13 protein-coding genes are annotated in these 25,185 nt (G+C 69.6%); 3 read left to right on the top strand and 10 right to left on the bottom strand.

Annotated features, from left to right (window positions below; all coding sequences use genetic code 11):
- Positions 1 to 11: 11 nt before the first annotated feature.
- Both A6745_RS26555 and A6745_RS26550 read left to right on the top strand, forming a co-directional pair.
- Positions 12 to 947 carry an ABC transporter substrate-binding protein gene (locus A6745_RS26555; protein WP_066134268.1) on the top strand — a complete coding sequence of 312 codons (936 nt, stop codon included), beginning with the start codon at positions 12 to 14 and terminating at the stop codon, positions 945 to 947.
- Between the two features lie 144 nt (positions 948 to 1,091).
- The gene (locus A6745_RS26550; RefSeq protein ID WP_066134266.1) at positions 1,092 to 2,744 is read left to right on the top strand and encodes an ABC transporter permease; all 1,653 of its coding nucleotides are present in this window, start codon (positions 1,092 to 1,094) and stop codon (positions 2,742 to 2,744) included.
- A gap of 349 nt (positions 2,745 to 3,093) precedes the next feature.
- Here the strand turns inward: A6745_RS26550 and A6745_RS26545 are convergent, their stop codons facing one another.
- From A6745_RS26545 to surE, 9 genes are all read right to left on the bottom strand, one after another.
- Entirely contained in the window at positions 3,094 to 3,723 is a 630-nt protein-coding gene (locus A6745_RS26545) for a hypothetical protein (protein ID WP_066134261.1), read from the bottom strand.
- A 177-nt stretch (positions 3,724 to 3,900) separates the two neighbouring features.
- Positions 3,901 to 4,737, bottom strand: coding sequence for a PD-(D/E)XK nuclease family transposase (locus tag A6745_RS26540; protein WP_066134259.1), 837 nt, complete (start codon positions 4,735 to 4,737; stop codon positions 3,901 to 3,903).
- 17 nt (positions 4,738 to 4,754) lie between these two features.
- On the bottom strand, positions 4,755 to 6,368 hold the full coding sequence (tnpC, locus tag A6745_RS26535) for an IS66 family transposase (RefSeq protein ID WP_066134256.1): 1,614 nt from the start codon (positions 6,366 to 6,368) through the stop codon (positions 4,755 to 4,757).
- A 62-nt stretch (positions 6,369 to 6,430) separates the two neighbouring features.
- Positions 6,431 to 6,766: an IS66 family insertion sequence element accessory protein TnpB gene (gene tnpB, locus A6745_RS26530; protein ID WP_066124815.1), complete on the bottom strand. Its 336-nt coding sequence runs from the start codon at positions 6,764 to 6,766 to the stop codon at positions 6,431 to 6,433.
- On the bottom strand, positions 6,763 to 7,101 hold the full coding sequence (tnpA, locus tag A6745_RS28465; protein ID WP_156513560.1) for an IS66-like element accessory protein TnpA: 339 nt from the start codon (positions 7,099 to 7,101) through the stop codon (positions 6,763 to 6,765). The genes tnpB and tnpA overlap by 4 nt, the downstream gene beginning before the upstream one ends.
- Positions 7,102 to 7,377: 276 nt before the next feature.
- Positions 7,378 to 8,157, bottom strand: coding sequence for a 3'-5' exonuclease (locus A6745_RS26525; protein ID WP_066134253.1), 780 nt, complete (start codon positions 8,155 to 8,157; stop codon positions 7,378 to 7,380).
- On the bottom strand, positions 8,154 to 9,074 hold the full coding sequence (locus A6745_RS26520; RefSeq protein ID WP_066134246.1) for a peptidoglycan DD-metalloendopeptidase family protein: 921 nt from the start codon (positions 9,072 to 9,074) through the stop codon (positions 8,154 to 8,156). The genes A6745_RS26525 and A6745_RS26520 overlap by 4 nt, the downstream gene beginning before the upstream one ends.
- A 16-nt stretch (positions 9,075 to 9,090) precedes the next feature.
- The gene (locus tag A6745_RS26515; protein ID WP_066134243.1) at positions 9,091 to 9,942 is read right to left on the bottom strand and encodes a protein-L-isoaspartate(D-aspartate) O-methyltransferase; all 852 of its coding nucleotides are present in this window, start codon (positions 9,940 to 9,942) and stop codon (positions 9,091 to 9,093) included.
- On the bottom strand, positions 9,939 to 10,688 hold the full coding sequence (gene surE, locus A6745_RS26510) for a 5'/3'-nucleotidase SurE (protein WP_066134239.1): 750 nt from the start codon (positions 10,686 to 10,688) through the stop codon (positions 9,939 to 9,941). Before surE ends, A6745_RS26515 begins: the two co-directional genes overlap by 4 nt.
- 138 nt (positions 10,689 to 10,826) lie before the next feature.
- Between surE and plsY the strand changes: the two genes are divergently transcribed.
- Positions 10,827 to 11,465: a glycerol-3-phosphate 1-O-acyltransferase PlsY gene (plsY, locus tag A6745_RS26505; protein WP_066134236.1), complete on the top strand. Its 639-nt coding sequence runs from the start codon at positions 10,827 to 10,829 to the stop codon at positions 11,463 to 11,465.
- A gap of 72 nt (positions 11,466 to 11,537) precedes the next feature.
- Here plsY and A6745_RS26500 read toward each other — a convergent pair whose 3' ends face one another.
- A complete protein-coding gene (locus tag A6745_RS26500; RefSeq protein ID WP_197488240.1) occupies positions 11,538 to 25,178 on the bottom strand; it encodes a filamentous haemagglutinin family protein in 13,641 nt (4,546 codons plus the stop codon).
- Positions 25,179 to 25,185 lie beyond the last annotated feature (7 nt).

Here is a 25,185-nt window from a genome sequence, read left to right as displayed (position 1 = left end):
TAATAACAGTCATGGCATTTGCATTCGGCGCAGCCGCGCCCGCCGCCCACGCACTGACGGTCTACACGGCCGGCCCGGGCACCCTCATCAAGGAACTCGCCGAAGGCTTCCAGAAGAAGACCGGCACCAAGGTCAATGTCTTCCAGGCCACCACCGGCAAGGTCATGGCCCGCCTGGAAGCCGAGGCCGCGAACCCGCGCGCCGACGTGCTGATCTCGGCCTCGTGGGACACCGCCCTCGATTTGGACCGCCGCGGCTGGCTGCTCACCTATGAAAGCCCGAATGCGGCCAAGGTGCCGGCACGCTTCAAGTCGCCCACCTACGTGGCGCAGGGCATCTCGGCCCTGGGCATCGTCTGGAACAGCAAGAGCAACACGCCTGAACCGAAGGACTGGTCCGACCTGACCGCGCCCGCATACAAGCAGGCCGTCACCATGCCCGACCCGGCCCTGTCCGGCGCCACGCTCGACCTGCTGCTGGGCCTGCAGGCCGCGCAAGGCGAGAACGCCTGGAAGCTGCTGCAAGCCATGCGCGAGAACGGCATGGTCGTCACCGGCCCCAACGCGCAGGCGCTGACGCCCGTGCTGCAAGGCGCAAAGGCCGCCGTGTTCGGCGGCGTCGACTACGTGTCCTACGGCAGCATCCAGAAGGGCGAATCCGTCAAGGTCATCTTCCCGTCCAGCGGCACCGTGATCGCTCCGCGTCCCATGATGATCCTGAAGAGCACCCGCGTGCCCGACGAGGCGCGCGCCTTCATCGACTACACCCTGTCGGAAGAAGGCCAGCAGGCCGTGGCGCGCGCCTGGCTGATGCCCGCGCGCACCGACGTGGCCGCCAACCGCCCGCTGTTCACCGACCTGAAGCTGCTGGAGACCACCGGCAAGGAAGGCGGCCCCTCGCGCGAGGACGTGCTCGCCCGCTTCTCGAAACTGTTCGGCCAACATTAAGCCGAACGAGCGCGCGACGGCTGGCGGGGTGGCGGCAGAGCAAGCGGCCCGTGCATCGGCCACGGCACTGCCGACGGCCCCCGTCGCGGCAGTGGCCGCCACACCAGCCGCCACACTGGCCGCCGCACGCTCCGGAGTCCTGCCATGAGAACGCTCTATCTGCTGGCGGCCGCCACCGTGGCCGCCTTGGCCGTGCTCGTCGCCCTGCCCGCCGCCTTCGTGGCGTTGCAGGCCGTCTTTCCTTACCTGGGCGAAGGCTCGCTGCGCCAGCCTTTCGGCAATTGGGGGACCGTCTTCGGCGATCCGTCCCTGCCCATCCTGCTGGGCTCGACCTTGCAGCTGGGCGCGGGCGTGGCCCTGGTGGCGGGCCTGATCGGCATTCCGCTGGGCGCCCTGCGCGGCCTGGCGCGCATACCGTTGGCGCGCCTGTGGGACCTGCTGCTGCTGGTGCCCTTCCTGCTGCCGCCCTACATCGTGGCCCTGTCCTGGACCATGGCGCTGCAGCCGCGCGGCTACCTGGCCCAACTGGTGGGCGCCGATCTGGGCACCCTGCTGTTCTCGCCGACGGGCCTGGTGCTGGTAATGGGATTGAACCTGTTTCCGGTGGTGTACTTCGCGGTGTCGCGCAGCATGGCGGCCAGCGGCGCCCGGCTGGCTGACGTGGCGCGCGTGTTCGGCGCCTCGCCGGCGCAGGCGTTCCTGCGCGTGACCTTGCCGCTGGCCTTGCCCGCCATCGCGGCCAGCCTGCTGCTGACCTTCACGCTGGCCATCGAAGAATACGGCGTGCCGGCGGCGCTGGGCGCGCAATCCGGCGTCTCGGTGCTCACCACGGCCATCGAGCGGCGCCTGGCCGACTGGCCCATCGACCTGTCGGGCGCCGCCCTGCTGTCGATGGTGCTGGTCGCCATGGCGCTGACCGCGTATACGCTGCAACGTGCGCTGCTGGCGGGACGTGGCTTCGAGACGGCCACCGGCAAGCCCGCGCCCGTGACGCCACGCGAGTTCGGCGCATGGAAGCTTCCCGTGCTGCTGCTGTTCGGCGGGGTCGCCACGCTGGCCGCGATCGTGCCGGTCGCGTCCATGGTGGCCACCGCGTCGCTGCGCACCGTGTCGGGCGGCCTGTCCGCGGGCAACTTCACGCTGGCCAACTTCGCCGCGCTGTTCGCGGCCGGCAGCGACACGCTGCACGCGCTGGGCACCAGCCTGTCGCTGGCGCTGGCCGCCGCATTGCTGGCGGGCACGGTGGGCTTTCTGGCCGCCTGGTGCTCGGCCGGCAAGCGGGTGCGCGGCGCCGCCGCCATCGACGCGCTGGCGCTGCTTCCCGCGGCGCTGCCCGGCATCGTGGTGGGCGTGGGGCTGATCCTGGCCTGGAACCAGCCGTTCTGGCCGGCCACGCCTTACGGCACGTGGCTGATCCTGCTGCTGTCGTATGGCTGCCTGCTGCTGCCGTATCCGGTGCGCTATGTGTCGGCCGCGCTGGCGCAGATCGGTCCCAACCTGGAGGCGGCCGCGCGCGTGCACGGCGCGCCGCTGGGGTCCGCCTTGCTGCGCATCACCTTGCCCCTGGCCCTGCCCAGCCTGGCGGCCGCCATGCTGATGGTCTTCGCCGTGGCCTCGCGCGAGCTGGTCACCTCGCTGCTGCTGGCCCCGGCTGGCGTGCAGACGGTGTCCATCTACGTGTGGCAGCAGTTCGAGCAAGGCTCGGCCGGCATGGGCATGGCGATGGCCACGCTGGCGGTGGGGGTCGGGCTGACGCTGATGCTGGCGGGATTGAAGCTGCAGCGCTCGCACGCGTAGCGGCGGTGCGGGAGCCCTCCCACGCCCCGGCACGGTGGCCTGCAAGGCAGGCCATGCCGGCTTTTTTTTGTGGCTGGGAGGCCCGTCTGGCCGGGCGATCCACCGGGGATGCGCCCGGACACGCTGGTCTGCGCTGAGCGCAACTTCCAGACGGGAGTCGCGCCGCCTCTCGCAGGCAATGGCAAGCCGTGGACAGAACCGGTGGCCTCATCCCGGGGACGGCGGCACGGACGGATAAAAGAAAGCCGGCCAGGTTACTGGCCGGCGCTGCCCTGGCCCCCGGAATCAGGCACCAGGGGGCGGTGGGGTGAACGTGCATCATGCGGCGCTTGGCGATGCCGCCTCGGGCTCAACTGGCCGCGGCAGCCGGCTGCTGCGCATGCTCGGCACGCCATTGCTGCACGCGCTCGGCGCGCTTTTCCTGGCGATCCTTCATGCGGGCTTCGCGCGCCTTGACCAGTTCGGCCACCTGGCCACGCTGGGTGTCGTTCAGGCTATCCCACACGGCCAGCCACTTGTCGCGCACCTGGCCTGCTTGCGTGCGGAACTGGTCGCGGTTGGCCTCGGACGCGGCCATGAGCGCGCGCGGATCGAGCTTGCCGTCGGCCAGTTGCTTGTCCAGCAACTGGTGGCGGCCAGCGCCGGCTTCGCGGTGCGCCTTGAACAGACTGAGCTGGGCGTCGCGCGCCTGCTGAACCAGGCCCTGCTGGTTGGCGTCCAGCTTCAGCGTATCCAGCTGCGCCTTCGACACGGGGCCCAGGCCCGGGATCATCATGCCGTCGCGGCCCATGTGATGGCCATGGCGGCCATGGCGTTCGCCACGGGGGCCCTTGTGGGCATCCGGGGTGGCCTTGGCGGCGGACGATTGCGTGGCGGCGGGAGCATCGGTGGTGGCGGCGATGGTCGGGGCGCTCAGCAGGCCCGCGGTGATGGCCATGCTCAGGCCGGCAAGGGTATGACGCAGTGCGATTCGGGACATGAGAACTCTCCTGTAGGGTGGGAACGCGATGCCATTGTGCGGCGGCACCGGTTTCGTTCGGGTTTCGTCCGCAGGGAGCTTGTTTCAGTCGATTGCTTGGGGAAGAGATTCTCGGCAGGACGGAAATGCGGCACGCGCGGGAGATCCGATCACGGCGCTGCCATGGCGCCGACCGCATCAATAAGCCTTATCCCAGCGAAGAACGTCTTCTATCGTCGGGGCATCCATCACATTGTCCAGCCAAGCCAACAGCTGTTCAGCCCTGGCGTTGCGGACCTTGAATTCGATCTCTCTGGGGATCTCACCGAAGCGGCGAATAAGCTGGCGTATCAGCACATCCTGATAGCCCTCGGTCTTGGCTCCATTCAACACCCAGAGCGTATCCCTTTCCACCTTTTCACGTTCGAAGGCGATCTGCCTCAGTTCTTCTTCCGAATACATGGCCTCGAGATGCTGCATGGCCTCAAGCGCGGGTGGATGCGTGATTTGATTCATGATGTCCTCGTTCAGGTCATTCGACAGGCAGACCACCCAATCCTTCAGCGCGGGATGTCCCTGCCGCAGGGCCCCTGCCTTGCGCAACTCAACCACATACAGTTGCAGGGCCTGATCGAATTCTAGGGATAGCGCGCGCGCATCGCGCAAAGTGAACCGCCAATCAGACTGATCCGATGGATTTGCGTACCAATCCTGCCCCAACAACGTGATGCCGATGGAAGGCCGCAGCGCATCGTAATCCTGCCCGGACACCAACTGCTGCGCCAGCCCGCGCGCCAGGTAGTAGGCATTGCGCGCGGGCCAGGCGGCATGGCGCCGCATCTGCATTTCAACGATGAACTGCTGCCCTGCTGTGTCCTGAGCGAGGATGTCGAAGAACACCTGCTTGCCACTCGGCGTATCCGGCAGCAGATTGGGATTCAGGATGGCCGAAATGGATACCGGCGCCGCAGGATGGCGCACGGCATTGATCAGGTCCGACAGCAGATGCGGATGACGTAAGCGCCTGCCGAACACACCCTTGACGGTTCAGCCTACGCAGCAGGCTGCCAGCGATGCGGCAGCAGTTCGGCGATCTGGTGGTTTTTCTGCGTGGGCAGCCGGGTCAGAACGTCCTTCAGATAGGCATACGGATCATGCCCGTTCAGCCGCGCCGACTGGATCAGGCTCATAATGGCGGCCGCACGCTGCCCGCCGCGCAGTGACCCCGCGAACAGCCAGTTCGAGCGCCCGATCGCCCAGGGCCGGATCTGGTTCTCCACCCAGTTGTTGTCGATCGGTGCGTCGCCGTCATTGAGATAGCGCGTGAGCGCCTCCCAGCGCTTAAGGCTGTAGTCGATGGCGCGTGCGGTACCCGAGCCATCGGGCACGCGCTGGCGTTGCGCGATCAGCCATCGATGCAAAGTCTCGGTGATCGGCTTGGCGCGGTCCTGACGTATCCGCCTGCGCTCGTCGGCAGGCAGGTCTGCCACGTCTCTTTCCACGCCGTACAAGGCCCCGAACAGCTCCAGCGCCTCTTTGGCGATCTGGCTTTGGTTGCTCGCATGCAGGTCATGGAACTTGCGTCTGGCATGCGCCATGCAGCCCAGTTCCGTGATCCCCGCAGCGAACCCCGCCTTATAGCCGGCATAGTCGTCGGTCACCAGCTTGCCGCGCCACGCTTGCAGGAACGTGCGGCAGTGCTCGCCGGCCCGGCTGGGCGCGAAGTCGTAGAGCACCGCGCGCAGGCTGTCGAACGAGGTCGGTGTGTACGCCCACAAGTAGGCGCGGTGCGTCTTGCCCGCGCCGGGCTTGAGCATCTGCACCGGCGTCTCGTCGGCATGCAGCACCGTTTTGCCCAGAACCTCGACCTTGAGTGCATCGACCAGCGGCTGCAACCGCAGCCCGCACACGCCGACCCACTCGCCCAGCGTCGAACGCGGCAGCGCCAGGCCGGCCCGTGCAAAGATGCCTTCCTGACGGTACAGCGGCAGGTGGTCGGCGAACTTGGCCACCAGCACCTGCGCCAACAGCCCCGCCGTCGGGATGCCCTTGTCGATGACCTGCGCGGGCACCGGCGCCTGCGTGAGCGTCTCGCACTGCTCGCACACCCACTTGCCGCGGATGTGACGCTCGACCGAGAACACGCCCGGCAGGTAGTCCAGCTTCTCGCTGACGTCCTCGCCGATGCGCTTCAAGCCGCAACCGCAGTGGCACGTCGTGGACGAAGGCTCGTGATGGATATCGGTGCGCGGCAGTTCGGGCGGCAGCCGCATGCGGCGCGGCGCCTGCGCCTCAGTAGGCTTGGGCGAGATCGCCTGACTAAGCGCCTCGACTTCCTCTTCGATGGCGGCCATGTCGGCATCCATCGTCTCTTCCAGGAGGCTCGCCTGCGCCGGGTTCAGTTGCTCGCTGCGCTTGCCGTACCGCCAGCGCTTGTACAGCGCCAGCTCCTGCTTGAGCTGCTCGATGTGGGTGTCTTTGAAGTGCAGAACCTGGTTGTGCTTGGCGATCTGCGCATCGTACTTCGCGAGCTGTTCATCGCTTGCTGCAATTTTTGCATCACGTACAGCGAGTTGCTCGTCGCGCGAAGCCACCTCGCCCATCAGGCGTTCGGCCAATGCCCGCAGTTGCTGCGCGTCGAGGTGATCCAGGGATGCGGTACTCATGGCCGCCAGTATGCCGCAGGCCCGACCGCCTTGATATTGGCGTCTTGCCGGATTGCTTCGGACTACAGCACCGAGATCGCACCCGCTGCACCGACGTGCTGCCACGGCAGCCCCAGCACCAGCGCCTGCCATTGCTCGCCGTCGACCGCGACGTGGGCGCCGCGCAAGGCATCCGCCCATACGAACTTGCCACGGTTGAGCCTGCGCGCGGCCAGCCACACGCCGATCCCGTCGTGCACCAGCACCTTCATGCGATTGGCCCGGCGGTTGGCGAAGCAATAGGCGTGGTGCGGGCGCGCGATGCCGAACACCGCCACCACCCGAGCCAGCGCCGTCTCGGTGCCGGCGCGCATGTCCAGCGGCTCGGTGGCCAACCAGATCGCATCGACACGGATCATCGCAACCACTCGCGCAACCAAGTCACGCAAGCGCTGGCTTCGCTCACGGGCCACTGCACCGTCGCTTGCACTGGTCCGCGCGACAAGCGGATCTCGATATGGCGACCCGTAGACGGCGCCGCCGGCAACGCGACCGGCACGAATGCCGGCGCTACGGAGTTCTGCCGCTTGGCCTGACGGACCCACTTATGCAACAGGTTGGCGTTCACGCCGTGCGATAGTGCCACGGCGGCAATGGATGCTCCTGGCTGACCGCACTCGGCCACGATCTGCGCCTTCAGCGCCTTCGGATAGGAGCGGCGCTTAGGCACCGGCGCTAATTCTGTCTTCGACATGGTGTCCACCTAAAAGTGGTGGACACTATCCGGGGACAACTGCTGCACTCAAAGATGGGTTCACCGGGCGCTTACCGGATGACGGCAGAACAGCGACTTGAAGACGACGTCGTTGGAGAGGCGCCAACCGCGTGGCGCATGCCTGTCAGAGACTGAAGAAGTGAACACGGCTTCCTATCGATGAACGATTCCGGAAGCCGCACTCTAGCCAGACAGGCGATCCATGAAAATTGGCCAATTCCGTCCCTGCGACGGAAAGATCCCGCCGAGAACGCGTTACGGCGTGTCCCAGGCCGCCAGATATTCCTTCCAGTGCGGCGCATCGCTGGCGGCCAGCGTGTCGCGCACCAGGGCGATCTCGGCGTCGTACGAGACCTGGTCGAGCTCGCCGCGCAGGAAACGGAAGCGGCAATACACCAGCCAGGTGTTGACCACGTCGGTTTCGCAGTAGGCGCGCACCGCGTCGGCCTGGCCGTTGTTCCAGGCCTCCCAGACCTTGCTGCCGTCCATGCCCAGCTTGCCGGGAAAGCCGCACAGCTTGGCCAGTTCGTCCAGCGGCGCGTTGGCGCGGCCGTTGTATTTCGCCAGCAGGTCCATCAGGTCGATGTGGCGGTTGTGGTAGCGGCTGATGTAGTTGTTGTACTTGAAGTCGCGGTCTTCGTCGCCCAGATCCCAGTAACGCGGCGCGGGCACGCCGTGGATGAGGCTGCGGTAATGCAGCACCGGCAGATCGAAACCCGAGCCGTTCCAGCTGACCAGCCTGGGCGTATAGCGCTCGATGGTCTTGAAGAACCCCGACAACAGCACGGGCTCGGGATCGTCCGGGTCGCCCAGCGTCTTCACGCGGAAACCCTTGTCGTCGCGGAACACGCAGCCCACCACGGCCACCTTGTGCAGGTGCAGCGGCAGGAAGTCGTGGCCCACGGCTTCGCGCCGCGCGGCGAAGGCGCGCTCGGCGACCTCGGTGTCGGGCACGTCGGCGCCCCAGCCGTGCAGCCGGCGCAGGCCGGCCACGTCTGGCAGGGTTTCGAGGTCGAAGACCAGGGTGGGCGTCATCGCGCGGGCAGGTACTGCAGCGGGTCGACCGGCGTGCCCTGGCGGCGGATCTCGAAGTGCAGCTTGGGCGACGTGGTGTCGGTCTGGCCCACCTCGGCGATCTTGGCGCCGCGCTTGACGTTCTGGCCCGTCTTGACCAGCAGCGCGCGGTTGTGCGCATAGGCCGTGATGAAGCCGTTCTGGTGATTGATGATCACCAGGTTGCCCAGGCCGCGCACGCCGTTGCCGCTGTACATGACCTTGCCGTCGGCGGCAGCGATGACGGGATCGCCGGGCGAACCCGCTAGGTCGATACCCTTGGTGTTGCTGTTGAACTGCTGCGTGACGGCGCCGCTGGCGGGCCAGCCCCAGGCAATGACGTTGGCGTCGGACGCGCGCGCCGGCGTGGGCGTGGCGGCCGGCGCCGGCGTGGCCGGTTGCGCGGGCGTGGCGGCCGGCGGCGAGGCGCCGTCGGCCGGCTTGGCGGCCGACGCGGGCGGCGCATCCAGCGGCACGGGCTCGGACGACTTGCTGGGCGCGGTGGCGATCGCCTGCGGCGTGTTGACCGGCGTGGCCGGCGCGGGCGAAGCGGCGCCGCCACCGGCGGAAGCGGACAGCTTCAGCACCTGTCCCACCGCAAGCTGGTTGGGATCGCTGAGGTTGTTCAGGCGCTTGAGCGTGTCGATGTCGACATTGTTGTTGCGGGCGATGCGATAGAGGCTGTCGCCGGGCTTGACCACATAGGTGCCGCCCGCGGCGGGTGCGCTGGCGGCGGGCTGCTGGGTCATGTCCACGATGGGCGCCTGGCGCGACGTGCTGGTGCAGCCCGCCAATGCCAGGGCCAGGACGAGCGCGCCAGCCGGCAGCATGCGGTGGCCCGGACGCGCGAGCGCGCGGGGCGATATAGCAGCGGTCAGTGTCAACTGCCCGTTGAGCATACGATTCTCCTGTCGCTCAAGTTTGTATTCCGGCTCGCAAGGGCACGAAGCGCACGGCTTCGAGCTCGCGGCGATTCCAACTGGCGGCCCCGGTGCGTTCGATCAGCACCAGTCGTTGGGTGGTGCCTCCCTCCGGGGCGATCAGGCGGCCGCCTGGCGCCAGTTGCGCAAGCAGGGCCTGAGGAATGCTCAGGCCCGCGGCAGCCACAACAATAGCATCGAACGGCGCGATGCCGGGCAGGCCCAGCATGCCGTCGCCATGGATCAGCCTGACCTTGGTGGCCAGGCGCAGGGCGCGCAGGTGCCCGCGGGCCAGCTCGAACAGGCCGCGGATGCGCTCGATGGCATGGACTTCGCGCACGAACTGGGCCATGACCGCGGCCTGGTAGCCGCAGCCGGCGCCGACCTCGAGCACGCGCGAGGGCTCGCGGTCTTCGCAGACCGCCGCCAGCATGCGCGCCACCACCCAGGGCTGCGAGATGGTCTGCGAGTGGCCGATGGGCAGCGCGGCGTCTTCATAGGCGCGGCTGGCCAGGGCCTCGTCGACGAACAGGTGGCGCGGCACGGCGCTCATGGCGGCCAGCACGCGCTCGTCGGAAATGCCTTGCTCGCGCAGGCGCTGCACCATGGCCTGGCGCAGGCGCTCGGAGTTCAGGCCCAGGTTGGGCAGGGGCGGCGCGGCGTTGCGCGAGGCGTCGGGACGCTGCAGCGTGGCCGATGAGATGCGGGTGTTGCTGTTGGCCGCCGTGATGCCAGGGCCCACGCCCGCGGTGCCATAGCGGGACGCCGCGCTCTTGGGTGCGCCCGGCTTGGGCGCGCCGGACAGCGGCACGCGGCTGTAATCGGGGGCGGGACGCTTGGTGCTCATAGGGGCTCCGCCCACGCACGGACCTCGTCCAACTGGCCGGAATGGGTGAGGTCGAGCCGCAGCGGCGTGATGGCCACGGCGCCTTCGGACACGGCATGGAAATCGGTGCCCGGCGTGGCGTCGGCCGCCAGGCCCACCGGCCCGATCCAGTAGACCGGATCGCCGTAGGGCGTGGTCGTGCGCACCACGGGCTCGGACGGATGGCGCTTGCCCAGTCGGGTGACGCGATAGCCGGCCAGGTCTTCGAACCGGCGGTTGGGCATGTTGACGTTCAGCAGTACCGGCGCGGCCAGCGGATGGGCCATCTGGCGCTCGACCACCTGGCGCGCGGCGCGGGCGGCCGAATCGAGATGCTCCCAGCCCTTCTCGGCCAGCGAGAAGGCGATGGCGGGAATGCCGAACAGATAGCCCTCGGTGGCGGCGGCCACGGTGCCCGAATACAGGGTGTCGTCACCCATGTTGGCGCCGTTGTTGATGCCGGAGACGACCAGGTCAGGGCGTGCGTCCATCAGGCCGCCCGTCAGCGCCACGTGCACGCAGTCCGATGGCGTGCCGTTGACATAGAGAAAGCCGTTGGGCGCGGTGCGCACCGACAGCGGACGATTGAGCGTGAGCGAGTTCGAGGCGCCGCTGTGGTTGGTTTCCGGCGCGACCACGGTCAGCTCGCCCAGATCGGCAAGCGCATCGACCAGCGCCTGGAGGCCGGGCGCGTTGTAACCGTCGTCGTTCGAAACCAGGATGCGCATCGAGCCTTCCAGTATTTTCAGTGGACCGCGGCGCGGGGCGACCCGCCGCGAGGCAACCGATTGTACGGCAGGCCGCCTGACGCCGGCGGCCGGGCGCGCGGTAGAATCCGCAGCCTCAGCCCACTGCCCAATTCCGCCATGGTCGAAGCCGCCCCCTCCCTGCCCCTGAATGCCGCGTTGGTCCTCCTGGCCTACCTGATCGGCTCCATTCCGTTCGCGGTCATCGTTTCCCGCCTGATGGGCCTGCAGGATCCGCGCAGCTATGGCTCGAAGAACCCCGGCGCCACCAACGTGCTGCGCTCGGGCAGCAAGCCCGCCGCGGCGTTGACGCTGCTGGGCGACGCCGCCAAGGGCTGGTTCGCGATCTGGCTGGCCCAGGCGCTGGCGCCGGGGCTGTCCTGGACCACCTACGCGCTGGTGGCGCTGGCGGTCTTCCTGGGCCACCTGTACCCCGTTTTCCTGCGCTTCAAGGGCGGCAAGGGCGTGGCCACGGCGCTGGGCGTGCTGGCTGCCATCCAGCCCTGGCTGGCGGTGGCCACGGTCGCCACCTGGATCATCGTGGTGCTGTTCTCGCGGTATTCCTCGCTGGGCGCCCTGGCGGCGGCTTTCTTCGCGCCCATTTACTACGTGTTCGGCTCGGGCGTGGCCTGGAAGGCGCACCCGCCGGTGGTGGTCGCCATCGCCGTGATGAGCGTGCTGCTGTATTACCGCCACCGGGCCAATATCCAGCGCCTGCTGGCCGGAACGGAAAGCCGGATCGGCGGGAAGAAGAAGTAGGCTTGCAAGAAATGGGCTTGCGCGCCAGGCGGCCCCATCCGGGCACGCCGGCGCGCAAGCCGCCGCCCTGGCTTACAGCCCGAATTTACGGCGCTCCTCGGCCGACAGCCGCGCCAGTTGCGCCGGCGTCAGTTTCTCGCCCCGGCCCACCATCTGCAGCATGCTCTGCGCGCTGTAGCCCGCCGGCTGGGCCGGCGCGGCGGCGCCAGACGGATCCGATTGGCGAGGGGCAGCAGGCGCGGCGCGCTCGCTGCCGAAGCCCAGCACCTGCACGCTGATGATGGACGGCAGCGCCTTCTGGGCCGCCGCGCGCGACCGCGCCACGGCATCCTGCGCCGAGGTCGCCGCGCTGGTGGCCGCCGCGCTGGCATTGCTCAATGCTCCCACGTTCACCGCCGCCATCACCGGGATGCCCTGGGATTCGCCCTGCACCTGGATATTCGCCGCGTTGACCACGTGCAGCGCCGCGATGTTGACGTTCCCGGAGACGCGGATGCCTGCCTCGCCCGCATCGATGGTTCCCAAGGGCGCGATCAGGTCCACGTCGCCGGGCGGCACTTCCGGAATCGGATTGAGCGTGGCGATGCCCGCGCCGGTGTTCGGCGTATTGGGCGAGAGCGCCACGTTGCCCAGGTCGTCGTAGACACGGCGCTGGGGGGTGTAGACCACGGTGGTCTTGGCGCCCCGCCCCGCGTTGATGTCGCCCTGTGCCGACCACGCCAGCACATTGCCGCCGAAGGTGGTGAAGATGCGGCTCTGGCCCAGCAGGATACTGTCGCGGGAATAGATGCCGATGTCGCCTTCGCCCTGCGTCAGCACCCCGGAACCCTCGCCCGGCGTGAAGCCTCCGTCCACGCCGACCAGCGCGCGGCCGCCCGGCGCCAGGATGCTGATGCCGCCGCCGAAGTCGGTGTGGATGCCGGCATCCAGTACCTTGTAGAACGGGGTTTCGGGCGGTGAGCCCGCCGCGATCCACTCGTCTTCGCGCAGGTACGTCACGCCGGTCTGCGGACGATTGGTGATGACGGGATCGACGAACCGGTCGTAATACCGGGCATTGCTGAACATGGTCAGGTTGCCGGCGTAATCCTGGCCGGGGAACAACGTGGCGATCGCCTCGCGGCCGCGCAGGTAGCTGCCGAAGCGGCGGCTGGCCTCGTCGTTGTACTCACGGCCGCCCAGCCGCAGCTCGGCGTAATAGATGCCGCGCAGGAAGGCGCTGCGTTGCTCGGCCGGCAGCGCGGCGAAGAAGGCTCGGGCGTCCGTGGTGCCGGGCTCGAAATGCAGGCCCAGCCGGTTGGCGCCGCCGAAGCGTTCCTGCAGCCAGTTGACCAGGTGCAACTGGCTTTCCAGGCGATACTCGCGCGTCAGGCTGCGGCTGGAAGCCGTGCCGCCGGCGGCCACCGCCCGGGCATGGCCGGCATCCAGCTCGGCCTGCTTCGCCTGCAGGTAGGCCTGCGGCGTCGCCTGGTCCCGGTCCTGGTCGTAGCCGAACTCACGGGCCAGCCATTGCTCGAGGGTCAACTCGCCGTCGTAGATGGTCAGCGCCCGGCCCGGCTGGTCCGCGAACGGCGCGGACGGGTCGGCCTGCCTTGCCGGGTCCAGATAGCGCGCCGCGAACCCCGCCCAATCCGGCCCCTGCGCGCCGACGCCGGCCGCCACGGCGATGGTCGCGCCGCTGCCGCGATCGTTGGGCGAGACGTTGACCACCGGTCCCAGGCTGCGCAACTCGCCCTTGTCCGCCATGTACACGTCCCGGCCGGCGCTGATGTCCAGCAGGCCGGGGCCGGCGATGTAGAACGTGCTGTACCGGATGTCGCGGTCCGCCTGCACCACGGAGACGTCGTCGGCGCTGGCGTGCACGATCAGGTTGCCGCGCGAGGTTCCTCCGCCGATGGCCAGGGGAACCAGAGGGTTCAAGGGTATCGTCGTCCAGCCCAGGCCACCCGCGCCGCCGCTGGCGAAATCGAAGGTTCCCAGCGCCGTACCCGAGTTGACGATGTCGCGTCCCGCCCGGATCGCCACCGGGCCGCCCCCCTCGTACCAGGTCGAATAGTCGCCCGGCTGGCCCGCTATATTGCCGCGATACACGATGGAACCCAGGCGCAGGCCCACCAGATCGCCTTCGACGGCGTAGTAGCGCGCGGGCGGCAATCCCTGCACGACGTGGCCCGAGGCCGTCGGCGCCGCGAACGAGAACAGCGGGAAAGGCACCCCCGACCCCGTGGTGCCCACGAGCGCGGCGGGCGCCACGGCGTCGGCGGAGACATTGTGGACCACGCGGCGGCCGCCGCCGGGCACCGTGTACTCGCCGATGAACCCCGGGTCGAAGGGGTCGGGCAGGGCCGCCGGATCGGCGCTGGACACCGAGAACGGCTTGCCGCCGGCGTACAGCGAACCGGCCGCCAGCAGTTCCAGTTGCCCCGTGCCCGATGACTGGTAGTTCGGATCGACCGGAGACGGGGCCAGCACCACGCCGACGCCCGCGGCATCGCCGCTGCCGTAGTAGATGCTGCCGCTGGCCGCCGCCGCCCGAAGCACCGAGGGATAGACGAAATTCCGGTCCGTGGCCCTCAGGTTGCCGTCCACGTCGGCATCCGCCGGCCCGAGCGTGGGCGTCAGGTTGCCGCCCGCGGCCAGCAGGTCGACGGCGGTCGACGGCGTCCACAGCGAGAACCAGCTCCATCCGCCGCTGGCGTGCGATTCGCCGTTGGCGAAATAAGGCGTGCCCGCGGTGCGCTGCTCCACGCGGCCGGGATCGCCCACGCCGGCCAGCACCAAGTCGCCGCGCGCCTCCAGCCGGGCGCCGGCATCGCCGAGCATCAGCACCGGTCCGCCCGACGTCAGCGCCGAGCTGGCGGTATAGGCCTCCAGCGGCCGGGATTCCTGCGGGTCCTGCGCCCCGTAGCGCAGCTCCACGCCGCCCACGCTGCCCGCCTGCAACCGCAACGCGCCGCGCAGGTTGGTGAAAGTGCCATTGAGCTCCAGGTGCTGGACCGTGCCGCTGTCCAGGTTCGTGATCTGATTGCCGAAGCTGGAACCCGAGAAACTCCGCGTGGCGGGATCGGGATTGAGCCCGCCGCCGATGCGGATATCCAGGTCGCCGCCGCCCGTCTGCACCAGTTCGCCCGAGGCCGTGACACGCCCCGTGCTGGCCACGGCCAGGTTCAGGCCCTGGCTGCGCAACGTGTAGTAGCCGCCCCAGTCGCCACGGCTTTGCAGCATGCCGGCGCTTTGGCCGGCCTCCAGCACGAAATTGCCGCCGCCCAGGGTGCCGAAGCCCGTGAATCCGATCAGCCGCGGCTGGTAGATGAAGCCCTCCAGATTGTTCAGACCGATGGCCGGGTCGACGTAGGTGCCAAAGTTGATCCACCACGCCGTCGGTATGCCGTTCTGGCCCGTCTGCACGCTGCCGCTGCCCTGGCGCCACAGCCAGTTGCCCAGCGAATCGCTGGTCGACAGGGTCAAGACCGCCATCCCCAGGGGCTCCTGGCGCGGCCGGGTCGGCCCCATGGCGTCGCCCATGATGCTGCCGCCCGCGCGCACCAGCAGATTGCCGCCCGATTCGGGATACCAGGCGTGGTAGACGCTGTGTGCGCCGCCATTGACCAGGTTTTCGAAGTCGCCTGCCTCGCGGCCCAACACGGGCGGCGTGTAGCCCTCCCCATCCGTGATCAGGCTGGGGCTGACGCCTCGCGGCAGATCATAAGGGTCTGCGCCCCCCGAAGCGGCCAGCGAGGCCGACTGCGTGCCGGCGGTGTAGACGCCGTACAGCGAGCCCATGACGATGTCGCCGCCCGACACCATGCGCAGGTCTCCCGTGCCGGTGCGCACCACGCTGAACAACTGCTCGCGCAGGGGCGCCGGGACGACTTCCTGATCCGCGGGCGTGCCGGGAGATGCCATGTCGACGGCATGTCCCAAGCCCAGGTTGTTCAGCTCGAGCGGGCTGCCGCCGAGGTAATCGTACAGCGTCAGGACTTGCTCTTCGGTAATCTCGGCGCCCGGCACCATCAGGAACGGGATGCCGATCCACTCGAAACCCGACGGATCGAAATCGTCGCTGAAGCGATAGACAGGCGGGGTGCCCGTACCGGGAATGTCGATGAACGTCATGCCCATGCCAAAGTGGTTGTCCGAAAGCAGCACGCGGCCTGCCTGGGCATGCCCGGCTGCCGGGCGCGCCACGGCCAGCCTGTCCGCCGCCGCCAGGTCCGCCCCCCCCACCAGGGTCAGATCCCACGACTGGGAACCCGACGGCAGCATCGGCGCCACGGCCAGGTTGCGGCCCTGGCTGCCGGAGGCGTCACGCGGACGCAGATCCACCGTGAGGGCGCCATCGGGCAGCAGCACATACGTCTCGCTGGGAATCACGGCGCCACGGCTCAGGGGCAACGCCCGGGCCAGCTGCACGCCGTTGACCGTGTCGCCGAAGGGCAGCACGCTGGGATCCTTCACATAGCCCACGGGAAACGGCAGCGCCACGCCGGCCGGCCACGTCATGGCCGCGATGTGCGCCTGGACCGGCAGGCGCAAGCCCGCGCCGAGCTTCGCGCCTTGCGGCAAATCCAGCGGCGTGGCCAGCACGGCGCCCTCGCCGAACAGCAGCGCACCGTCGGCGCCGTACACCGCGCCGCCCAGCACCGTGCCGGCGGCCAACGTAAGCGGTTGCGCCAGTTCGGCCGTGGCGGGCAGCAGCGTGCCGGCGGCCAGGCTCATCGGCTGCATGGGCAGGTCGTAGTTCAGCACCTTGCCCGACTGGAAGAACGTGCCTTCGGCCAGCGTCACCAGCCCGCCATGCGGGACCACCACGTCGCCGGCATAGGGATGGTGGCCGGCGGTCAGGATCCAGCCCTGTTCGTCGATGGTGGAAATCACGCGCGCCCCATCGAAGCCGTCGCTCAGGCTGCCGTACACCGCCAGGTCGCCCTGGGCGCGGAATACCAGGGCGCCGGCCTCGCCGGAACCCACCGCCGCCGTCATCCGGGTATGGGGGTTCACGCTGGCGTACCGGTAGCCCGACAGATCGATATCGCCCTCGATGTGCAGATTGCCGTCCGGATTGCGCGCCGCGTTGCTGACGATCTGCACACCCGGCCGCAGGTGGAACTGATCGGCATAGGCGCGCAGGCCCGCCAGCCGGTTGTTCATCAAGTCGCCGTTGGCCAGCGCCTTGCCGATGAATTCGAGGTTGCCGCCATGCAGGCCATCCAGGTAAGACTTGTCGATGACCTGGTAGGTCTTGCCGTCCGCGGTCCTGTCGTCGCCGACACGGGCCGTATCGTCGGTGACGAAGGCATTGACCGTGATGGACCGGGCGCCGTCGATGGTGATGGCGCCGCGCGCCTCGATGCCCACGTCGTCGTCGCCAACGCGCGGCGCGTTCAGCGACACCGTGCCGTATCGGGCCGAGGCGCCCGACACCGCGAGATTCATGCGGGTGCCGCTGGCAAGCGTCAGCACGCCCTGCCCCGCATCGATTTCGATCACGGCCCGGTTGGGCGCCTCGATGGGCTGGCCGTAGCTGTCCACGCGCAGCACGCTGGCCGAGGCGTCCAGCACCGCGCCGCCCGCCAGCGTCACGCCGTTGCCGGCCGCCAGCCGGATGCTGCCTGCCTGCTCGCCGCTGGCGTCGATGCGGCCCGCGACGGTGAGATGCCCCTGGTCCAGCGCGATGTTCACTTCGCGCGCCTTCACCTCGCCGCCCACCGTCAGGTCGCCCTGGCCGATGCGGAAGCTGCGGCCACCCGTCACGCCGCTGCCCGTCAGACGCTGGTTCAGGTCGGCGAAACCGGCGATCTGGCTGGCGTGGATGTCGATGGCGCCGGCCGCGAAGGGCACCAGCGTGCCGCCCGCATCGTAATAGCCGCTGCTGCCGCCCATGAGGGCGCCGGCCAGTTCCACCACGCCCTGCGGGGCGTACGCGCCCAGTTTGCCCGCACGGTTGAATTGCGCGGACAGATCGATGCGCGAAGCCGCCGACTGCACGATGCCGCCCGCGCGGCTGTCCAAGGCGACGTCGCCGCCCCAGCTGTACTTGCTGACGTCGTAGAAGTCGATGCGGCGGCCCGCCAGGTCCAGCTGGGCATTGTCCGCCAACGTGACCGTATCCTGCGCCGCCAGGGTCAGCTTGCCGCTGGGCAGCAGCACCGCGCTGTCCAGCACCAGCGCCCCGAACCGGCTGTCCAGCGAGATTTCCGCGCCCAGCGCGCCCGTCAGCGAGGCGTTGCTCACCGACGGCGCAATGGCGCCCTGCGGCATCACGACGCGGATATCGCCGCCCGCCGTGAGCCTGTTGACCGACCCTGCCTGCCCCGTCAGCAGCGGCGTCCTCAGATTCAATGCGCCGCCCTGGTAGGTATAGCCATTGATCGTCTCGTCCCACTCGCTGCGCGACTGGTAGACGGCCAGGCTGCCGCTGTGATTGGCGGTAATGCGTTCACTGGCATCGAGATCCACGGCGGCAAAGCCCAGCGCCAGGCGCGCATGGCTGCGCACGCTGTCGCTCTGGGTCTTGGGGCCGTAGCCGAACTCGATCTGCCGCGCATCGACGCGCAACGTGCCGGCCCCCGTGCCGGGGCCGCCGGCCACGATGCCGCCGGGGGCCGTCGTCGCGCCGTTCCACACCAGCGTGTCCGTCTCGATGAGCGCCACCGCGTCCGGCCCGCCCATGCCATAGATCGCAGGCGTGGTCAGCACGAGGCGCTGCAGGGCCGACCGGCCCGTGGCGGCATCCAGCGTGGACAGCCTGACCGAGTCGTAGAAATTGACCGATTCGCGCACGGCCAGCACCAGGTTCTCCAGCGCCGGCGCCCCCGCGCCGGTGTCGCCCTGCAGCAGCCGATCCAGCACCGCCTGGCTCAGCGACATGCCTGCCGGCAACAGGCCGCGCGTGGCGGCGTCGGCCAGCACCGCATCGCTGCCCACGTTGACGCCGCCCACCGCCAGGATCAGATTGCGCGTGCCGTACCGCACGGCATCGCCGAGGACGAAGCGGTTGTCGGTGACCGCGGTGATGGTGCCTTCGGAATACAGCCGGGTCGTGCCCGTGCAGGCCGCATCGGCCGCGCACAGGCCGATCTCGATGGACCCGGCCCCGACTCGCTCTTTGGCCACCGACGGGGGCAGCATGTCGAGCAGCCCATTGGACAGGGCCAGGATCGAGGTTGCGCCGGGCTGGTAGATGTAGCCCTGGTTGGCATCGTAGTAAGCGGCCCCCTGACCCAGGGTACTGATCTGCGCGCCCCGCTCCAGCGTGATGCCGCCCATGATGTCGTTGGTCATCAGGAAAACTTCGCCGGCCCGCAGGCTGGCGCCCGAGCGCAGCGTGATGGTGCCTGCATTGACCTGGGCCGGCGCAATGACGTTGGCCAGTTGCGTGGAACCGGTTCGGGCATTCGTGTACGTGGAGGCCAGCCGCCCGCCGATCACCAGGCGGGAGACCCCCAGCGCATTCAGGTCCCGGCCATGGACCGACACGCCATCGAAGCCCTGGGTCGGCGCCGCCCCGTCGGCCAGCACCTCGTAGTGGGACGTGCCCAGCACATACGCAACGCTGCCGCGCCCGCCCTCGGCCGGACGGCCGTCCAGGGTGGCGGCGAATTCCAGCGCGGCAAGCGGCTCGATCCGCGCGTAAGAAGGCGCTTGAAGCCCCAGGAGCAGCGCCTTGGCGTCGCGCTCGAGCAAGGGACGCGGCACGCCTTCCCGCGCTGCCTGCGCCACGGCAAAGGCGGCGTAGCTGGTCTCGTTGTATTGCGAGTAACGGCGCAGCGTGTCCGCCGCCGTCAGGATCACCTGCGTGGGCAGCGCCTGGCGCACACTGGTGTTGATCGTGCTCAACTGCGCCGTGGCGCTCCAGGATCCGTTGCGCATCCGGTAGGCGCGCGCCTGAGGCGCGACCTGCGCCGAGCCATTGAACTCGACGCGGAACGCGCCGGGCAGCAAGGCGTAAGTGGACGGCAGCAGCGTGTAGGTGCCCGCCGGCAGGCCCGGCACGCCGGCCTCGATGGTGACCTGGCGGCCCAGGGCGGGATCGCCGGCGCCCTGCTCGGCGGCCACGGGCGCATATCCCGCCTGCACCCCCGGCACGATGGCGTAGACGGGATTGGTGGACAACGATGGCAGATTGAATCCGCCGCCCTTGGCATCGGCCTGCACCAGCGGATACAGGCGGGCATCGGTCGACCCGCCTCGGCCGGTCAGGAACGCCGCGCCGGTCAGCGTCCCGCCGCCCGACAGATCGATCAGCGCGCCTTCCTGCGCATGCACCGCGGCGGACTTGAACACGACCGCGGGCTCGCCGCCCACGCCCTGGTAGACCACGTCCACGCCGTCATAGGCGTACGTGAGCCCGTCGACGGTGCCACCATAAGGCATCGTCAACCCGGCGGCGCTCACCGAGGTGACGCTGCCGGGCAGAAGATTGACGTGACGCGCCATGGAATCCGCGTTATCGCCGCCCAGCGTGATGGAACCCAGCGGGGCGCGCAACACGCCCCCCTGATTGACCGTATAGGCCGAGAACTGCATCTGGCCAAAGACGGAGTACGGCATCGCGGGCAGCGTGTCGCCGACCCGCTCGATGCTCAGGCTGCGCGCCGGATCCAGATCGACGTTGACGACGCCGGGCGCCATCGAGTCGCCGCGCCGGCCAGCCACCACCGTCCCGTTGCCATAGATCTGGCGGGCGCGCAGCACCAGGTCGCCCGGCGAATAGAACGTCGCGCCGAGCAGGCGCAGGTCGCCGGTGCTGGACAGCAGCACGTCGTCGAACGCGTCGCGCAGCACGGCCAGCGGCGTGCCGCTGTTGTGGATGATCTCTCCGCGCGCGCCCAGGCCGCTCTGGCCGACCAGGTCGAGATGGTCGCCCAGTAATTGCAGCGACGAGCCCGCCGCGACCTTGGCCACGCCCAACGTACCGACCCCCGCCGAGGCGTTGCGCGAGCCGAACACGGGATTGGGCATGAGATAGCCGTCGCCCTGCCTGGCCCCGCTGCCCGTCAGGCGCACATAGGGGGCAGCCAGCCGCACCTGGCTGCCGGAGGGCGCCTCTTCGGCCAGGCCCATGGCGCTGACCGTCAGGTACAGGGCCTGCGGCAGCCGCAGGTCGACATCGCCCGCGAAACCGAGCAATCCGTTGACGTACAGCGATACCGTACCGAAACCGCCGGCATGGATCGCGTCCACGCCGTAGCGCGCATGGCCGTAGGCCAGGCCCGCATCGAATCGCCCCGGCTGCGCATCGGCCGCAAGCCCGCTGCCGGCATATACCTGCTCCAGCACCAGCTCGCGCGGCACGCGCAAGGCGTCCGGCACCTCCTCGCCCAGATAGGTGAACCGCGCCACCGGGCCGAGGACCGGCGTTTCCAGGGCCAGCGACAGGATGCCGGCGGCCGCGCCCGCGCCGCCCGCCCGGGCGTTCAGGCTGCCATCGATGTACAACCCGTTGCTGGCCCCCAGCACGATGGCGCCGCCCGCGCCGGCCACGTCGACGGCCGCCCGGCCGGGCATGTCCAGCACGGCGGCCGCCCCCGACGCATCGAGCCGGGCGCCCGGCCGCACCACCAGGAAGCCGTTGGCCGTCACCGCCTTGTCCGTCTCCAGGTCCAGCGTCGTGCCCAGCTCGATACGGCCGCCGTCCTGCACGATGCCGTAGCGCCGGCCCGTCACGCCGATGGCCACCTGGGCCAGGCCCGACGCATCGAGCCTGGCGTGTTCACCGATCCAGAGCGATTGCGCCGATACGCCGACGAGAGGCCCTTCCAGCGGATCGCCAACGTCAACGCCAACGCCCAGGCTGCCCGGCAATACGGCAATGCGACCGCCATGCGCGGTCAGCTCGCCGTCCAGCGTGATCTGCCCGTTGCCGGTCAGCACGATGGCGCTGCCCGGATCGACCGTCAACGACGCTCCCTGCTCCATCCGCAAGGCACCGCGATAGGGGGTGGCACCCGCCGTCAGCGCCAGGCTGGCGCCGGCGCGCTGCGTGAGGAGGCCAGACTCGGCGTTCTGCTGCCACAACGGCAACAGCACGGGCCGCAGCACCGAGCCCGGGTCGGCGCCGGAGGCGGCCGTGCGAGCGGCGGCCAGGTCGGCACGCAGTACCGGCATGACCGCCTCGACCTGCCCGTCGGCCGCGATATACACGCCTTGATGCGCGCGCACGTCGTAGCTGGCGAAGCCTGTGCGGAACAGGCCCGCATCCAGCTTCAGCAGCGGATGGACCGCCACGTCGACCGGCATCTGCGTGCCGGGCTGCAGGCGTCGCCCGGCCGGCACGGTGACGGCCTCGGAGAAAGGCGTACCCGCGGCGACCGTCCTGGTCTGCGTCTTGATGGGCATGCCGCCGGGGAAAGCGTCGGCGGCCACCAGCGTGCCCGGCGCGAACCGCGTGGACGCGGCCGAGACGGAGACGAGCACCGCGCCCCGGGGGACGACGCTGCCGCTGCTGTAGTAGCCGCCGTCCAGCGTCCGCACCGACATGGCGTCCCACCAGTCGGCCATCGAGGGCACGACCCAGTCCGCGGCCAACGTGTACGGCCGGGCCTGGGAGAAGTCGGGCAGCACGTCCAGCGCACTGCCTGGCTTCAGCGTGTCGACGTTATACGAGAAATCGCCGGTCAGCACCGTGCCGGCGGGCAGGTCGAACGCCTCGCGCACGATCAGGCTGATCGCGGCCGGCTGGCCGGCCGCCAGCACATCGCCGACGGGTGCGCTGCCGATCACGGCGCCGCCGCCGGAATCCAGCCGCAAGGCGCCGCCGCCTCGCACGCCATGGCCGCGCAATTCGCCATTGAGCACCAGTTGGCCCGTGCCATCGCCGCGGGTCTCGAAGATATTGGCGCGCAGCGTGATGTCGCCGCCCTTGCCGCCCGCCAGGCTGCCGTCGCGCCGCAGCACGGCGCCCGACGAGGCGTCGATCAGGCTGCCCGCCTGCAGCGTAACGCCCCCTGTCGACAGGAGGGAGACGCTGCCCCCGTCCGCATGGCCCAGATCCCGCGATTGCGATGCATCGAGCCTCAGGTTGGTCCACAGGCCGCGGACGTCCAGTGTCGCGCCCTCGCCGAGCACCACGCCAGGCGCGTAGTCCGTCAGCCTGGAGACGACATCGTCCTGCCATTTGCCGTCGACGAACCGGCGCACCTGGTCGCCGAGGACGATGCTGCCGCCGCGCGCCGTGATGTCGCGGTTCACCTCCAGGCGCAGCGCGTGCAATCCGACCTCGCCCCCGCGATCCACCGACAGCGGCGCATCGACCTGTACCGATCCCTTCGCATAGACCTGCAGCCCGCCCAGGCGCAGCGCATTCAGCCATGCCGCGTCCAATTGCAGTTGGCCGGCATCGAGCGGGGCCTGCTCATCGTCCTGGACGAAAGCGACCTCGCCGGCCACCGCCTCCGGGACGTACCCCAACGCGCCGCTGTTCTTGTCGTACACCGGAAGGTAGGCGCCGACGACCAGCTCCGCGCGGCGGGGAACCGCCCCCTGCAACTGGTCATAGCCATCCAGCGCCGCATCGCGTCGCTGTGTCTGCCGCTGGCCCTGGAACACCGAGGCGTCCACCTCGCCCTGCAAGCGCGCCGTCCGGGTCGCCACCACCAGCCGGCCCGCGTCGCGGCCCACGGTGTAGCCCTGCTCGTAGCGGCTGTCAGGGCCGATCAGCGGATTGCGCCAATAGGTCGTTGCATCCCACCGCTCGCTGTGGTCTTCATAGCCCTGGTAGAGACCCCGGTACAGCAGGTCGCCCGGCGCGGTGGACGCCTCGTAGAGGCGCCCATCGGCGCCGCGCAGCCAGGTCAGGTTCAGCCGGCCGCCTTGCACGTCCAGCGTGCCGCCCGCCAGGTTGATGCTGGAGCCGCGCTGCGTGACCACCTCGCCACCCGAGAACTGCACCGTGCCGCCCTGCGCGGCCCATTCGCCGATGGAATGCCCGGAGATGCCCAGGTAGCCGCTGACCTCCAGCAGCCCGCCCGCGGTGTACCAGCGTTCGCCCTCGTAGCCATTGGTGCCCGCCGGCACATGAACCAGTTGGCGGCGGTCGATCCAGATGTCGCTGTTGCGCAGGTTGTCGCCGTCACGATTGATCGGCGCATCGCGCTGCTCGTTGCCCTGCACATTGATCTGGACGTTATTGGCCGCCATCGCCACCTGCACGCCCACCGCGCCCGAGACGTCGATGCGCGCGCCTTCGGCCACGTCGGTGCGGCGCGTGGCGTCGGCGAAGATCTGGCCGCCCGTGGCCAGCGTCAGCGAGCCTCCCTCGAAGCCGATGTCGCTGGCGCCGATCTCCACCAAGGATTGGTCGCGGCGGGCCACGCTGGCGCCTTGCTGCCGCAGCAGCGCGTCGCGCTGCGCGTCCAGGGCCGTGGCGGGCGACTCGTCCAGCAGGATGGACGTGACGCCGCCGCTGGCCAGCGTGACCTTGCCGACACCGGCGATCCTGTCGGCGGACAGGTGGATCGTGCCGCGCGCGTTCACGGACGTCGTGGCGACCGCCACGCCTTCCTGGCGCACGTCGCGGCCCGTCAGGGAGATGTCGCCCGTGGGCGAGACGATCATGCCCGTATTGCGCACCAGGCCGGCCGCGCCGCCCGCGTTGCGCAAGGCGGTGATCTCATTGCCGCGCGTGGTCGAGGCCAAGTTGCCGTCCGATCCCTGGCCCTTCCGGATGGCGAACGCATCCCCCGCGGCCAGCACCGCCTGCCCCGCAGGCGTCTCGATCAGGCCCTGGTTGAGCACCTCGCGGCCCGCCAGCAATACGTAGCCGCCCCCTTCCGTGACCGAGCCGGGCGCGCGGGTCCGCAGGCTGGCGCCCGGCTCGACGCGAACGTCGGCGGTGGCATTGCCGTAGGTGAAGCCGCTGGCGCCGGCCACCAGATCGTTGGCGAAGGTCGGCACCTGGCCGCCGCCCAGGATGTCGCCGTACAAGCCCTTGTCGAACTGCGCGTCCGCCATGTCCACCGCGGCGGCGGCCAGGTTGCGCACGTTCACCTGCGAGGAGCCGCTGAACACGACGCCGTTGCGGTTGACCACCATCACCGTGCCGTCGCCGTCGATCCTGCCCTGGATCTGCGAAGGACGCGCCCGCGGGTCATTGACGCGGTTCAGCACCGCCCACGAAGACTGCTGCTTGAAGTCCACCGTGGTGTTGCGGCCGACGTTGAAGGTCTCCCAGTTCAGGATCGCCTTCGCGCCGGTCTGCTCGATGGTCACGGTCTTGCCGCCGTTGGCCTGCGTGCTTTGCACCGGCGCGCGGGCATTGCGCCAGCCCGCCGTCAATGCGTTGCTGTCGACCTTCAGGCCGCCTTCGGCCAGGCCGTCGGGCACGCCGCCCGCGGCCAGCGCGGCATCGCGCGCGGCGGCCTGGGCGGCCTGTTGCGCGGCGATCGCCTGCGCGGCGATGCTCAGGTTGTCGATGGAGCGATTGAGCTGCCGGCGGGCCGCCGCCTGCTGCGCGGCGGCGCCGCCGGCGCTGTTCACGCCCACGCCCTGGGCGCGGGCGCGCGCCTCCGCGCCGAACGCGGCCCCCTTGCTTGCGCCCGACGCCGCGAACCACGCCTGGGAATGGGCCGCATCGTGCCAGGCAACGCTGCCGGCCAGGGCCAGCAGCGCCACGGCATGGGCGATCGGCGTGCGCTTCAGGCGCGGCATGCGGGCGTCCCGGCGGGAACGGGGAGCGGTCGGGCGGGTGGACTGCAGAGGCGACACGGACATGTTCAAT

This window comes from Bordetella ansorpii (genome assembly GCF_900078705.1).
In the GTDB taxonomy this organism is placed as follows: Bacteria; Pseudomonadota; Gammaproteobacteria; order Burkholderiales; family Burkholderiaceae_B; genus Bordetella; species Bordetella ansorpii_A.
The sequence above is the reverse complement of the archived record's forward strand: the minus strand, read 5'-3'. Positions and strand labels throughout refer to the sequence as shown.

Bases quoted from the DNA above. Each gene is read 5' to 3' on its own strand.
- A6745_RS26555 (WP_066134268.1), top strand. From the start codon at position 12: ATGGCATTTGCATTCGGCGCAGCCGCGCCCGCCGCCCACGCACTGACG.
- A6745_RS26550 (WP_066134266.1), top strand. From the start codon at position 1,092: ATGAGAACGCTCTATCTGCTGGCGGCCGCCACCGTGGCCGCCTTGGCC.
- A6745_RS26545 (WP_066134261.1), bottom strand. From the start codon at position 3,723: ATGTCCCGAATCGCACTGCGTCATACCCTTGCCGGCCTGAGCATGGCC.
- tnpC (WP_066134256.1), bottom strand. From the start codon at position 6,368: ATGAGTACCGCATCCCTGGATCACCTCGACGCGCAGCAACTGCGGGCA.
- tnpB (WP_066124815.1), bottom strand. From the start codon at position 6,766: ATGATCCGTGTCGATGCGATCTGGTTGGCCACCGAGCCGCTGGACATG.
- tnpA (WP_156513560.1), bottom strand. From the start codon at position 7,101: ATGTCGAAGACAGAATTAGCGCCGGTGCCTAAGCGCCGCTCCTATCCG.
- A6745_RS26525 (WP_066134253.1), bottom strand. From the start codon at position 8,157: ATGACGCCCACCCTGGTCTTCGACCTCGAAACCCTGCCAGACGTGGCC.
- A6745_RS26520 (WP_066134246.1), bottom strand. From the start codon at position 9,074: ATGCTCAACGGGCAGTTGACACTGACCGCTGCTATATCGCCCCGCGCG.
- A6745_RS26515 (WP_066134243.1), bottom strand. From the start codon at position 9,942: ATGAGCACCAAGCGTCCCGCCCCCGATTACAGCCGCGTGCCGCTGTCC.
- surE (WP_066134239.1), bottom strand. From the start codon at position 10,688: ATGCGCATCCTGGTTTCGAACGACGACGGTTACAACGCGCCCGGCCTC.
- plsY (WP_066134236.1), top strand. From the start codon at position 10,827: ATGGTCGAAGCCGCCCCCTCCCTGCCCCTGAATGCCGCGTTGGTCCTC.
- A6745_RS26500 (WP_197488240.1), bottom strand. From the start codon at position 25,178: ATGTCCGTGTCGCCTCTGCAGTCCACCCGCCCGACCGCTCCCCGTTCC.